At 61.7% G+C, this 12,041-nt stretch carries 10 protein-coding genes; 6 read left to right on the top strand and 4 right to left on the bottom strand.

The window, feature by feature from the left end; all coding sequences use genetic code 11:
• Window positions 1–107 precede the first annotated feature (107 nt).
• Window positions 108–1,760: an AMP-binding protein gene (locus ACIOMR_RS27245; protein ID WP_401197409.1), complete on the bottom strand. Its 1,653-nt coding sequence runs from the start codon at window positions 1,758–1,760 to the stop codon at window positions 108–110.
• Between the two features lie 145 nt (window positions 1,761–1,905).
• On the opposite strand from ACIOMR_RS27245, the gene ACIOMR_RS27240 reads away from it, so the two are divergent.
• From ACIOMR_RS27240 to ACIOMR_RS27225, 4 genes are read left to right on the top strand one after another with little or no spacing between them, the layout of a single operon-like run.
• Window positions 1,906–3,069 (top strand): isovaleryl-CoA dehydrogenase, encoded by a 1,164-nt coding sequence (locus ACIOMR_RS27240; RefSeq protein ID WP_003212472.1) that lies wholly within the window; start codon window positions 1,906–1,908, stop codon window positions 3,067–3,069.
• A gap of 14 nt (window positions 3,070–3,083) precedes the next feature.
• Window positions 3,084–4,691, top strand: a complete 1,608-nt coding sequence (locus ACIOMR_RS27235; RefSeq protein ID WP_003212470.1) for a carboxyl transferase domain-containing protein — start codon at window positions 3,084–3,086, stop codon at window positions 4,689–4,691.
• Window positions 4,692–4,706: 15 nt separating this feature from the next.
• Window positions 4,707–5,513 carry a gamma-carboxygeranoyl-CoA hydratase gene (locus ACIOMR_RS27230; protein ID WP_102369520.1) on the top strand — a complete coding sequence of 269 codons (807 nt, stop codon included), beginning with the start codon at window positions 4,707–4,709 and terminating at the stop codon, window positions 5,511–5,513.
• Window positions 5,510–7,447 (top strand): acetyl/propionyl/methylcrotonyl-CoA carboxylase subunit alpha, encoded by a 1,938-nt coding sequence (locus ACIOMR_RS27225; protein ID WP_401197407.1) that lies wholly within the window; start codon window positions 5,510–5,512, stop codon window positions 7,445–7,447. The genes ACIOMR_RS27230 and ACIOMR_RS27225 overlap by 4 nt, the downstream gene beginning before the upstream one ends.
• Here the strand turns inward: ACIOMR_RS27225 and ACIOMR_RS27220 are convergent.
• Window positions 7,444–8,091: a LexA family protein gene (locus tag ACIOMR_RS27220; RefSeq protein WP_401197404.1), complete on the bottom strand. Its 648-nt coding sequence runs from the start codon at window positions 8,089–8,091 to the stop codon at window positions 7,444–7,446. The genes ACIOMR_RS27225 and ACIOMR_RS27220 overlap by 4 nt on opposite strands.
• A gap of 129 nt (window positions 8,092–8,220) precedes the next feature.
• Between ACIOMR_RS27220 and ACIOMR_RS27215 the strand changes: the two genes are divergently transcribed.
• Entirely contained in the window at window positions 8,221–8,583 is a 363-nt protein-coding gene (locus ACIOMR_RS27215; RefSeq protein ID WP_401197401.1) for a DUF6124 family protein, read from the top strand.
• A gap of 467 nt (window positions 8,584–9,050) precedes the next feature.
• A complete protein-coding gene (locus ACIOMR_RS27210; RefSeq protein WP_008431496.1) occupies window positions 9,051–10,202 on the top strand; it encodes a M14-type cytosolic carboxypeptidase in 1,152 nt (383 codons plus the stop codon).
• 54 nt (window positions 10,203–10,256) lie between these two features.
• Here ACIOMR_RS27210 and ACIOMR_RS27205 read toward each other — a convergent pair whose 3' ends face one another.
• Together ACIOMR_RS27205 and ACIOMR_RS27200 are read right to left on the bottom strand one after the other, a co-directional pair.
• Window positions 10,257–10,796, bottom strand: a complete 540-nt coding sequence (locus tag ACIOMR_RS27205) for a cytochrome b (RefSeq protein WP_003212459.1) — start codon at window positions 10,794–10,796, stop codon at window positions 10,257–10,259.
• A complete protein-coding gene (locus ACIOMR_RS27200; protein WP_401197397.1) occupies window positions 10,793–11,875 on the bottom strand; it encodes a catalase family peroxidase in 1,083 nt (360 codons plus the stop codon). Before ACIOMR_RS27200 ends, ACIOMR_RS27205 begins: the two co-directional genes overlap by 4 nt.
• Between the last annotated feature and the right edge of the window lie 166 nt (window positions 11,876–12,041).

The following is a 12,041-nucleotide window of genomic DNA, read 5'->3' as shown; positions in this document are numbered from 1 at the left end:
CATAATGTGTCAACCATGTCCCCGTACATGTGTCCACCATGTGTCCGGTCCGTACACGCTTTTGCAAAGTGACTCGCTGTAAGAGCGAAACCATAAGCCGCCGTTACCTAAATAACGGATAAACACCCCTCACCCCCCTTCAACTCTTCAATCATAATTTCCCGCATCCGAAATTTCTGGATCTTCCCCGTCACCGTCATCGGAAACTCATCCACAAATTTGAAATGCTTGGGCATCTTGAAGTGCGCAATCCGCCCCTTGCACCACGTCTGCAGCTCAAGCTCATTAGCCACATGCCCCGGATGAAACTTGATCCACGCCACAATCGCCTCACCATAGCGCTCATCCGGAATCCCGATCACCTGCACATCCGCCACCGCCGGATGAGTAAAGAAAAACTCCTCCAACTCCCGCGGGTACACGTTCTCACCTCCGCGAATGATCATGTCCTTGTTACGCCCGGCGATGCACACATACCCATGTTCATCCATGGTCGCCAGGTCGCCGGTGTGCATCCAGCCCGCCTCGTCGATAGCCTCACGAGTGCTGTCAGGATTATTCCAGTAACCGAGCATCACGCTGTAGCCACGGGTACACAGCTCCCCTACCTGGCCCCGAGCAACCGTGTTACCGGCGTCATCGATAATCTTGCTTTCCAGCTGTGGCTGGGTCCGGCCAACCGTCGTAACACGCCGCTCAAGGTCATCATCCGGCCCGGTCTGCAACGACACCGGGCTGGTTTCCGTCATGCCATAGGCAATCTGCACCTCACTCATGTGCATCTCGCCGATAACCCGGCGCATCACCTCGATCGGACAAGTGGCGCCCGCCATGATCCCGGTGCGCAGGCGCGACAGGTCGAACTCGGCGCGGCGCGGGTGATCAAGCATGGCGATAAACATGGTAGGCACCCCGTATAGCCCGGTGGCCTGTTCTTCGGCGACGGCAGCCAGGGTCAGCAATGGGTCGAAACCGTCACTCGGGTAGATCATCGTGGTGCCATGGGTGATGCAGCCCAGGTTACCCATCACCATGCCAAAGCAGTGATACAGCGGCACCGGGATCACCAGGCGATCTTGCGCCGTCAGGCCCAGGCTTTCGCCAACCATGTAGCCGTTATTGAGGATGTTGTGGTGACTGAGGGTGGCGCCCTTGGGGAAGCCGGTGGTGCCGGAGGTGTACTGGATATTGACGGGTTGATCGAAGTGCAGGCCGGCCTGGCGGATCTGCAATTGCTCGGGCGGGACGCCTGCCCCGAGGGCCGCCAATTGCGACCAGGGCGTAAACCCCGGGGGCGGGCTGGGATCAAGGCTGATGATGCCGCGCAGGTCAGGTTGAAGCTCCTGCAACATGCCGTGGTAATCGGAGGTCTTGAACGACCCGGCGCACACCAACCACTGGCAACCGGATTGCTTGAGTACGTACTCCAATTCACTGCTGCGATACGCCGGGTTGATATTGACCAGAATCACGCCGATTTTGGCGCTGGCGACCTGGCTGATGCACCACTCGGCGCAGTTGGGGGCCCAGATGCCCAAGCGGTCGCCGGCCTGCATCCCCAAGGCCAGGAACGCACGTGCATGCAAGTCAACCGTCTCTGCCAGTTGCCGCCAGGTGTAGCGACGCTGTTGATGGCCCACGACCAAGGCTTCGCCGTCGGAGTAGCGCGAAACCGTTTGATCAAAGGCCTGGCCGATAGTCATGGCCAGCAAGGCCTTATCCTGACAGCCGCGGCTGTAGCTCTGATTCGATTGATCCATAACGACCCCTGTTGTCTTTTTTGTAGGTTGACGTAAACGTAAACTACGATTGACAGGCCCGCAACGCAAGTTTACGTTAACGTAAAGGTGATCGCCCTCCCCGGCGTATTGGCCATACAAAAACAACGCTAGAAGGTGCCCGTCCATGAGTTACCCCTCCCTGAACTTCGCCCTCGGTGAAACCATCGACATGCTGCGCGACCAGGTGCAGTCCTTCGTGGCCAAGGAACTGGCGCCGCGCGCTGCGCAGATCGATATCGACAACCTGTTCCCCGCCGATATGTGGCGCAAGTTCGGCGATATGGGCCTGCTGGGCATCACCGTGCCGGAAGAATACGGCGGCGCCGGCCTGGGCTACCTGGCCCACGTGGTGGCCATGGAAGAAATCAGCCGGGGCTCGGCTTCGGTGGCGTTGTCCTACGGCGCGCACTCCAACCTCTGCGTCAACCAGATCAACCGCAACGGCACCCATGAGCAAAAACTCAAATACCTGCCCAAGCTGATCAGCGGCGAACACATCGGCGCACTCGCCATGAGCGAGCCGAACGCCGGCTCCGACGTGGTCTCCATGAAGCTGCGCGCCGATAAACGCGGCAGTGTGTATGTGCTCAACGGCAGCAAGACCTGGATCACCAACGGCCCTGATGCCAATACCTACGTGATCTACGCCAAGACCGACCTGGAAAAGGGTGCCCACGGCATCACCGCGTTTATCGTCGAGCGCGACTCGAAGGGCTTCAGCCGCAGCAACAAGTTCGACAAGCTCGGCATGCGCGGCTCCAACACCTGCGAGTTGTTTTTCGATGACGTCGAAGTGCCGGAAGAAAACATCCTCGGCGCACTCAATGGCGGCGTGAAAGTGCTGATGAGCGGCCTCGATTACGAACGCGTTGTGCTGTCCGGCGGCCCGACCGGGATCATGCAGGCCTGCATGGACCTGATCGTGCCCTACATCCATGACCGCAAGCAGTTCGGCCAGAGCATCGGCGAGTTCCAGTTGATCCAGGGCAAGGTCGCCGACATGTACACCCAGCTCAACGCCAGCCGCGCCTACCTGTACGCCGTGGCCCAGGCCTGCGAGCGCGGCGAAACCACGCGCAAGGACGCCGCCGGCGTGATCCTCTACAGCGCCGAACGCGCTACCCAGATGGCCCTCGACGCGATCCAGATTCTCGGCGGCAATGGCTATATCAATGAATTCCCGGCTGGTCGTCTATTGCGTGACGCCAAGCTGTATGAAATCGGTGCCGGCACCAGTGAGATCCGGCGCATGTTGATCGGTCGCGAACTGTTTAACGAAACCCGCTGAACGGAGCGCGCACCATGGCTACCCTGCACACCCAGCTCAACCCGCGCTCGGCGGAATTCGCCGCCAACAGCGCGGCGATGCTCCAACAGGTCGACGCCCTGCATACCCTGCTCGCCCAGGTGCAGCAAGGCGGCGGCGCCAAGGCCCAGGAGCGGCATACGTCGCGGGGCAAGCTGTTGCCCCGCGAGCGGATCAATCGCTTGCTCGACCCTGGCTCGCCGTTCCTTGAACTCAGCCAGCTGGCGGCTTATCAGGTGTACGGCGAAGACGTGCCCGCTGCCGGGGTGATTGCCGGGATTGGCCGGGTGGAAGGCGTCGAATGCATGATCGTCGCCAACGACGCCACGGTGAAAGGCGGCTCGTACTACCCGCTGACCGTCAAGAAACACCTGCGCGCCCAGACCATCGCCGAGCAGAACCGCCTGCCTTGCATCTACCTGGTGGACTCCGGCGGCGCCAACCTGCCGCGTCAGGATGAAGTATTTCCGGACCGCGAGCACTTCGGACGGATCTTCTTCAACCAGGCGAACATGAGCGCCCAGGGCATCCCGCAGATCGCGGTGGTGATGGGCTCCTGCACTGCCGGTGGTGCCTATGTGCCGGCGATGGCGGACGAAGCAATCATGGTCCGCCAGCAAGCCACCATCTTCCTCGCCGGCCCGCCGCTGGTGAAGGCGGCGACCGGAGAAGTGGTCAGCGCCGAAGACCTGGGCGGTGCCGATGTGCACTGCAAGATTTCCGGGGTGGCCGACCACTATGCCGACAGCGACGAACATGCGCTGGCCCTGGCTCGGCGCAGTGTGGCCAACCTCAACTGGCGCAAGCTGGGGCAATTGCAACAACGCACGCCGCTGGCGCCGCTTTATAGCAGCGAAGAGCTGTACGGCGTGATTCCGGCCGACGCCAAGCAACCGTTCGACGTGCGCGAAGTGATCGCGCGATTGGTGGACGGCTCGGTGTTCGATGAATTCAAGGCGTTGTTTGGCACCACACTGGTGTGCGGCTTTGCGCACCTGCACGGCTATCCGATTGCGATCCTGGCCAACAACGGCATTCTCTTCGCCGAGGCCGCGCAAAAAGGCGCGCACTTTATCGAACTGGCCTGCCAGCGCGGGATTCCGCTGTTGTTCCTGCAAAACATCACCGGCTTCATGGTCGGCCAGAAATACGAAGCCGGCGGCATCGCCAAGCACGGCGCCAAACTGGTGACAGCGGTAGCCTGTGCCAAGGTGCCGAAGTTCACCGTGATCATCGGCGGCAGCTTCGGCGCCGGTAACTACGGCATGTGTGGACGCGCCTACGACCCGCGCTTCTTGTGGATGTGGCCCAACGCACGCATCGGCGTGATGGGCGCCGAACAGGCCGCCGGCGTGCTGGTGCAGGTCAAGCGTGAGCAGGCCGAGCGCGCCGGCCAGGGTTTCAGCAGCGATGAGGAAGCGGCGATCAAGCAGCCGATCCTCGACCAGTACGAAACCCAGGGCCACCCCTACTACTCCAGCGCACGGCTGTGGGATGACGGCGTCATCGACCCGCTGCAGACCCGCGACGTGCTCGCCCTGGCCCTGTCCGCCGCGCTGAACGCCCCCATCGAGCCGAGCCGCTTCGGCGTGTTCCGCATGTAAATGGAGCTGCACCCCATGAGCGATTTCAACACCCTCGAACTGATCACCGACCCCCGTGGCTTTGCCACGCTGTGGCTCAGTCGTGAAGCCAAGAACAACGCGTTCAATGCCGAAATGATCCGCGAACTGATCATTGCCCTGGACCGGGTGCAAGGCGATCCGGCCCTGCGTTTTCTGGTACTGCGCGGGCGCGGCAAACACTTCAGCGCCGGCGCCGACCTGGCCTGGATGCAGCAGTCGGCCGAACTGGATTACCACACCAACCTGGACGATGCCCGAGAACTGGCGGAGCTGATGTACAACCTCGCCAAGCTGAAGATCCCGACGCTGGCGGTAGTCCAGGGCGCGGCCTACGGCGGTGCCCTGGGATTGATCAGTTGCTGCGACATGGCGATTGGCGCCGACGATGCGCAGTTCTGCCTGTCGGAAGTGCGCATTGGCCTGGCGCCGGCGGTGATCAGCCCGTTCGTGGTGCAGGCGATCGGTGAGCGGGCTGCCCGACGCTATGCCCTCACGGCAGATCGCTTCGGCGGCCAGCGGGCGCGGGAAATCGGGTTGTTGGCGGAGAGTTATCCCGCTGATGAGTTGGACGTACACGTCCAATTGTGGATTGCCAATCTGCTGCTCAACAGTCCGGCGGCCATGCGTGCCAGCAAGGACCTGCTACGGGAAGTCGGCCACGGTGCCCTGACGCCAGCGTTGCGTCGCTACTGCGAAAACTCCATCGCCCGGATCCGTGTCAGCGCCGAAGGCCAGGAAGGCCTGCGTGCCTTTCTGCAAAAACGCGCGCCCAACTGGCAGCCTCAGGAGCCGCGTTCATGAAGACGCTTACTACCGTATTGGTAGCCAACCGTGGCGAAATCGCCTGTCGGGTGATGCGTACCGCCAAGGCCATGGGCCTGACCACCGTGGCCGTGCACAGCGCCACCGACCGTGACGCGCGGCACACCCGCGAGGCTGATATTCGTGTGGACCTGGGCGGCAGCAAGGCCGCCGACAGTTACCTGCAAATCGACAAACTGATCGCCGCGGCCCAGGCCAGCGGCGCCCAGGCGATTCACCCGGGTTATGGGTTTCTTTCGGAGAACGCAGGGTTTGCCCGCGCCATTGAAGCCGCCGGGTTGATCTTCCTCGGCCCGCCCGCCTCGGCCATTGATGCCATGGGCAGCAAATCGGCCGCCAAGGCGTTGATGGAAACCGCCGGCGTGCCGCTGGTGCCGGGTTACCACGGCGACGCCCAGGATCTGGAGACCTTCCGCCAGGCAGCCGAGCGTATCGGTTACCCGGTGCTGCTCAAGGCAACGGCAGGCGGTGGCGGCAAGGGCATGAAGGTGGTCGAGGACGTCAGCCAACTGGCCGAAGCGTTGGCCTCGGCACAGCGTGAAGCACTGTCCTCCTTTGGCAATGCGCAGATGCTGGTGGAAAAGTATTTGCTCAAGCCGCGTCACGTGGAGATCCAGGTGTTCGCCGACCAGCACGGTCACTGCCTGTACCTCAATGAGCGCGATTGTTCGATCCAGCGCCGCCATCAAAAAGTCGTCGAAGAAGCCCCGGCACCGGGCCTGAGTGCCGAACAGCGCAAGGCCATGGGCGAAGCGGCCGTGCGTGCGGCCCAGGCCATCGGCTACGTGGGCGCGGGCACCGTGGAGTTTCTGCTGGACGCCCGGGGCGAGTTTTTCTTCATGGAGATGAACACCCGGCTGCAGGTGGAACACCCGGTGACCGAGGCCATCACCGGCCTGGACCTGGTGGCCTGGCAGATTCGCGTGGCCCAGGGCGAGCCGCTGCCGATGACTCAGGAGCAAGTGCCACTGCTGGGGCATGCGATTGAAGTGCGCCTGTACGCCGAGGACCCGGCCAACGATTTTCTGCCGGCCACCGGGCACCTGGCGCTGTACCGCGAATCCACGCCAGGGCCCGGGCGCCGGGTAGACAGCGGCGTCGAACAAGGCGACAACGTGTCGCCGTTCTACGACCCGATGCTGGGCAAGCTGATTGCCTGGGGCGAAGACCGCGAACAGGCGCGCCTGCGGCTGCTGGGCATGCTCGATGAATTTGCCGTGGGTGGACTGAAGACCAACCTGGGCTTCTTGCGGCGCATTATCGGCCATCCGGCGTTTGCCGCTGCCGAGCTCGATACCGGGTTTATCCCGCGTTATCAGGATGAGCTGCTGCCGGCGCCTGGCGAATTGAGTGAGGCATTCTGGCAGGCCGCCGGCCAAGCGTTCATGCAGACCCAACCGAGTACTGACACCCGTTCGCCCTGGGCCGACACCCGAGGTTTTCGCGCAGGCTTGCCGGGCGAGGTTTCCCTGCACCTGAGCTGCAACGGCCAGGATCGCCTGGTAATGCTGCAAGCCGGCGTCAACCCGCCCCAGTTGCACGGCGAACAATTGCTGATCGACCAGCACGGCGTGCGCCGCTCCCATCTGGCGGTACGCGAGGGCGGCAGTGTGTTTTTGTGCTGGGACGGCGAGGTGCACAGTGTCAGCCTGTTCGACCCCATTGCCGCCGTCGACGCCAGCCAGTCCCATCAGGGCGGCCTGACCGCACCGATGAACGGCAGCATCGTGCGAGTGCTGGTGGAAGTCGGGCAAACCGTTGAACCCGGTACGCAGTTGGTGGTGCTGGAGGCCATGAAGATGGAACACAGCATTCGCGCGCCCCATGCCGGCGTGGTCAAGGCGCTGTACTGCCAGGAAGGCGAAATGGTCGGTGAAGGCAGCGCACTGGTGGAGCTGGAAGCCGCGAGTTAAAACCTCGTGACCGCCTGCGCCACCACGCCGATGATCCGGCACTCTTCACTGAACAGCATCTTCGGGTACGTAGGGTTGAGCGGCACCAGGTAAAGCTGGCCGCTCTGCCTGACCCATTTGCGCAAGATCGCCTGGGAATCAAATGCCCATTGGGCCACCACCAGTTTGCCGGGCTCGGGCTGGATGGCCGGGTCCACCAGAATCATCGTGCCTTCATTGATACTCAAGCCGCTGGGGGCGGTCATGGCGTCGCCAGTCACGCGCATCCAGAACGCCTTGCCATGGGCGTGATAGTCGCTCATCTGAAAACGAGTAACGCCGTACGGCCGAGGTTCTTCCTGCAATGGGTAGCCTCCCTTCCCTTCGCTCACCGGGTAACGGTAATTCGGGTTGTAGTGCGGCGCCGGCTGCAGTTCCTCGGCAACCGCCGCGAGCGCTTTTTCGCGAACCACCAGCGCGACCTCGAGCCCATCCAGGCCCAGCTCCTGCATCACCCGGTTCATATCGGCAAGGCTCGGCACCCGACGCTTGTTCAGCCAGTGGCCGACCCCGCCCTGAGACATGCCCAGGCGCGACGCCAGTTGGTCCTGCGTGACCTTGCGGTCTTTCATGGTGGCCTTGACCAACGCTATCCATTTATCCATGGGCCCTGACAATACGTTGTGTACTCACCACGACAATAAACAGTTTGTAGTAATCAATAAAACGCCATAAATACGATTAGTACTAATATCGATTGCAGGCTTTCGACACCCACACAGAGCACTGCCCTTATGACGACCACCTCGTATACCCTGCCCGACACCTGCGATGAAGACGAGCGGCTGTTCCTGCGCAGCAGTGGCGCCGCCCAACGCGCGCTGGACTATTACCTGAAAGAGGATGCCGCACGGCCCTCCGTTGACGACACGTTGTTCGAGGTCAAGCCCGGCATCAGCGACGAGGAGGCCCTGGTCCACGCCTCCGACCTGCTGCGCAGCGCCGCGGCCACTGCGTACGAATCGGCAAACAGCGCCCACGGCAATAGCCGGGACCTGGCGTTTTCAGTGGTCTATTTGATCGATATGGCGAAGGTGATGGTGGAGCGGTCACTGCGGCTTTCGGCGAGGGGTGCCGAACAGCCGGCCAGCCTGTAACAGGCACGCGGGAAAAATATTTCTATCCGAGGGATAAAAACATTTGACTTGCAAATGATAATGATTATTATTGGACCTAGCTGATCGCGAGATCAGTCGATAGACCAAGAGACCTTAGGTCGGACTCTTGGAATATCTCCTCATCAGGCTAATCACGGTTTTTGACCCGGCTCTTTGGCCGGGTCTTTTTTTTGCCAGTTTTTCCCTGGCGTGACTTCAGGCTAATGAAGACTGTGTGTTGCTTGATGGCGCGCATGGTAGCAAAAGACCATCGTCAAAAGAAAGTCGATCGAGCGCTCTAGGCCGGTTCTTTCAAAAATAGCACTTGAGAATCAATCTCATAGATTCTAAGCTGCGGCGGCGTCATGGACGACGCCCCCCTCTTCACCCGCAAAAATTGCATCCAGGCTTTGCCCCGCTCCGGTGTAAAATGCCCGCCACAACACTCATATTCAGGCAACCAGACTATGACCGTGGCCTTGACCTCCATCAAGATCAGCACCGACTTCGACAGTGGCAATATCCAGGTGCTCGACGCCAGTGATGCTCACCAGTTGCTGCTGGCGATAAAGCCCGATACGCGCAGCCAGCACTTCCAGTGGTTCCACTTCAAGGCCGAAGGCATGCACGTGGGTCACACCCACACCTTCCGCCTGAGCAATGCCGGCCACTCGTCTTACAAGCACGCCTGGAGCGGCTACAACGCCGTGGCGTCCTACGACCATATCAACTGGTTCCGAGTGCCCACCCGCTTTGATGGCGAGACGCTGCACATCACCCTCGAAACCCGTGAAAAACAGGCCTGGTTCGCTTACTTCGAACCCTACAGCCGCGAACGCCACGACTGGCTGATCGACCAGGCGCTGAACCGCGCCGGCACGCAATTGCTGGCCACCGGCAAAAGTGTCGAAGGCCGTGATATCCAACTGCTGCGCCGTGGCAAGGGCGAGGCCAACAAGCGCAAGGTCTGGATCATCGCCCAGCAGCATCCCGGCGAGCACATGGCCGAATGGTTTATGGAAGGCATCATCGAGCGCCTGCAACAGGACGGTGACGCCGAGCTGAAAAAGCTCCTGGCCGCCGCCGACCTGTACCTGGTACCGAACATGAACCCCGATGGCGCGTTCCATGGGCATCTGCGCACCAACGCCATGGGCCAGGACCTCAACCGCGCCTGGCAGAGTGCGAGCCAGGAGATCAGCCCCGAAGTACTGTTCGTCCAGCAACAAATGGAAAAGTACGGCGTTGACCTGTTCCTGGATATCCACGGCGACGAGGAAATCCCCTATGTGTTCACCGCCGGTTGTGAAGGCAACCCGGGCTACACGCCACGTATCGAGCAGTTGGAAAAACACTTCCGCAGCCACCTGAGCAACCTCACCCGGGATTTTCAGACCGCGCATGGCTACACCCGCGATTTGCCGGGCGAAGCCAATATGACCCTGGCGTGCAACAGCGTCGGCGAGAAGTTCGATTGCCTGTCCCTGACCCTGGAAATGCCCTTCAAGGACAACGACGACGCGCCCAACCCGCACACTGGCTGGTCGGGCAAACGCTCGATGCAGTTGGGCAAGGACGTGTTGAGCAGCGTGGCGGATATCGTCGGCGTATTGCGCTAAACATCCACGATCCCGGCGACGGCTGCCTCACAGCAACCGTCGCCGGGGAAGGCTTCAGTCCTTGCTGCCGGTCATGCTTTGCAACACACCATCACGCCGGATCAAACCGTGGAACAGCGCCGCCGCCAGGTGCAACAACACCGTCAGAAACAGCAAATACGCCAGGTAACCGTGAGCCTTGCGCAACACGGCAAACAACGGCGCATTCGCCCCCACCAGCGCCGGCAACTGTACCGAACTGCTGAGCATCACCGGGTCGCCGGCCGCTGAAATCATCGCCCAGCCCAGCAGCGGCAACACCAGCATCAACGCATACAGCACCACGTGGGAGGCCTTGGCCGCCAGCACTTGCCACAGCGGCAAGTCGGCAGGCAGCGGCGGCTGGCGCGTGGAAAAACGCACCACCAGGCGCACGATTACCAGCGCCAGGATCGCAATGCCCAGCGGCTTGTGCAGGTGGATCAGCCACTCATGGCGTTCGGAAACCGAGGCCACCATGCCCGCGCCGATAAACAGCATGGCGATGATCATCAACGCCATCAGCCAATGCAGCAGCCGCGCCAGCGGGGCGAAAAACCGGGGTTGGGCATTCATGGCTTCGACTCCTGAGGGGCGCTGTGCAGCTGGCTGACTTCGCTGGTGCGACGCAGGTAGGAACTGGCGTACGCCGCCGAACGGGCGGCCAGCAATGGGTCAGTCGAGGCTTCGATACCGCTCGGCAGCACCAGTGGATCAAAGTTGATGTCACGGCAATCACCGTCCATTTGCGGCTGGCTGCTTTCCAGCACCAGGGTCCCGGCATTCAGCACCTTGTGCTCACCGGTCCAGGTCTTGCTGGCGTCATCTACCGGGTCGCCCGGGTTGGCCAGGGTGAGGTTCAACTGCCAGCGCAACGGCCCGGCTACCAGGCGCTGGGCCAGGTCTTTTTCGAGGAAGTCGCTGCCGGCGGGCGCCGTGGCCCCCGCAGCATCCTGGCTTTGCGGTACGACGCCCCAGCGCACGGCCTGGCGTTGGCCGCTGGCGTTTACCAGGTAAAACGCGTTGATGCCGTTATAGGTTTCAGTGGCATAGCTGGCAGACGGCTTGGCGGTCTTGACCCAGGCCAGGAACGGCGCGGTCTCGGGGTGCGCCGCGAAGAACGCCGGCATGCCTGCCGGGTTCGGCTTGCCGGTGGCCGGGTCAGGTGCGCCGGCCTTGAGCATCTCGAAGAAGGCCTCGGGCGTGCCCACCGGGAACACCGGCATGCTGTTCATCCCGGTGCGCCATTGCTGGCCGTTGGCCAAGTTGAACTGCAAGGCAAAACTGCGGATCGGCACGCTGCTGTCCGGCGCATACGGGTTGCCGCTGGGCAGCGCAAAACGCCCGATAACCGGGGTACGCGCCTCGCTGAATACCTGGGCACTGGAGTACTGGCGCGCTTCGGGGCTGCTCTCGAAATAACCGGCCACGCACACGCCCTTGGCATGGTTACGCCGGTAGCCAGGGTGCAAGCCGTTGTTGGTTTCCAAGGCATTGACCAGGGTTTTGGGACGCAACCGCTGTGGGTCGAGGCTCCCGTTAACGTAGGCAAACGCCCCGGCCACGACGGCAACCACCACGCCGATGCTGGCCAACCGAATTATCAGGCTTGCGGTGCTCAGCGGCGGACGGGGCGGTGATGAGTGATCTACCATGAAATAACTCCAGGGCCCAAGGCCTTGAGTGGGTGAAACATAAGGTCGGAACACTTGGGACGAACGCCAGCGCACTCTATTCCCTGGCCTGCTGTTTATTTTTATTGGCCTGGAATAACCTTCAACGCCGGACGTCTTCCTAGTCCCAGCGTAGTGACTAGCCAGA

The sequence above is a fragment of the Pseudomonas sp. NPDC087814 genome, from assembly GCF_044742865.1.
Lineage (GTDB): Bacteria > Pseudomonadota > Gammaproteobacteria > Pseudomonadales > Pseudomonadaceae > Aquipseudomonas.
The sequence above is the reverse complement of the archived record's forward strand: the minus strand, read 5'-3'. Positions and strand labels throughout refer to the sequence as shown.